Genomic DNA, 1,353 nt, shown 5'->3' with positions numbered 1-1,353 from the left:
GGGACCGTGTCGTTTGAGGAGTTGAGGGCCGAGTTTTTCGGGGTGTTGGACCGTGTGGGTGGCAATGTCAGGGCTGCTGCTCGTGCGGTGGGTGCGAACGAGAGTTCGGCCTCGGAGTGGGCTCGCCGGGCGGGGATCCGTGGGCGTGGGGTGGGTGGGGCTGCTGGCCATCCCGGACGTGGCGAGTACGAGCGGCTGCGTGCTGGTGGCATGCCGCGTCGGGAAGCGGCCGGTGTTGTCGGTGTCCACGAGCGGACGGCCCGGGATTGGGATCATGGGGTGAGAAAGACCGCGGGTTCGCGGGTCTATCCCGGTGGTCGCCGGGTCGGCTACAACACGGAGATGGCCAGACGCATCGCTGGGCCGGACCTGTCGGCCCGGGAAGCGCAGCTGCATCCACGTTTCCTCTCGCTCACCGAGCGGGAGTCCATTGCTGATCTGCGCCGCCAGGGTGTGAGCCTGCGGGCGATCGGTCGTGCACTGGGCCGGTCGGCGTCGACGATCAAGCGGGAGATCGATACCTACTCCGGCGAGGGTGGCTATCAGCCGTATGCCGCTCAACGCGGCTGGGCACAGTCACGTTCTCGTCCGAAGCAGGCCAAGCTCTCGAGGTCGTCACCACTGCGGGACTACGTGCAGGCCAAGCTCTCGGTCAGGTGGTCACCGGAGCAGATCAGCCACACTCTCCGCACACAGTTCCGTCACGACGAGAGTATGCGCGTGAGCCACGAGACGATCTACCAAGCGCTCTACATTCAGGCCCGCGGTGGACTGCGCCGCGAGGTCGCCGCAGCGCTGCGGACCGGCAGGACCCGCCGCAAACCCCGCAAACATCCTGACCAGCGCTGCTCACGGTTCGTCGAGGAGATGGTCATGATCTCCCAACGCCCACCCGAGATCGAGGACCGGGCCGTGCCGGGACACTGGGAAGGCGACCTGATCGTCGGCACCGGATCACGGTCGGCGATCGTGACCCTCGTCGAACGCTCCACCCGCTACGTCATGCTGGGCTACCTGCCCGACGAGCACACCGCCGAGAAGGTCCGCGACGTCCTCATCCCGCTGATGGCCAGCCTGCCCGCACACCTGCGCGGCTCGCTGACCTGGGACCAAGGCACCGAGATGGCAGCCCACAAACAGTTCAGCATCGCCACCGGGCTCCCGGTCTACTTCTGCGATCCCCACTCGCCCTGGCAGCGCGGCAGCAACGAAAACACCAACGGGCTCCTGCGCCAATACTTCCCCAAAGGCACCAATCTCAACGTCCACGGCCCCGAAGACCTCGAGCACGTCGCCCAGGAACTCAACGGCCGACCACGCAAAACGCTCGACTGGGACACCCCAGCCGAGCGC

1 protein-coding gene is annotated in these 1,353 nt (G+C 66.8%); it reads left to right on the top strand.

Translation table 11 applies throughout. The features are described 5' to 3' along the window. Positions 1-210 precede the first annotated feature (210 nt). Positions 211-1,353, top strand: a 1,143-nt coding sequence (locus BJF85_RS24555) for an IS30 family transposase (protein WP_139320845.1), incomplete at its 3' end; no start/stop codon positions are given.

The sequence above is a fragment of the Saccharomonospora sp. CUA-673 genome, assembly GCF_001942305.1.
Lineage (GTDB): Bacteria > Actinomycetota > Actinomycetes > Mycobacteriales > Pseudonocardiaceae > Prauserella.
Note: the sequence above shows the minus strand (reverse complement) of the source record. Positions and strands in the feature narration are given on the sequence as shown.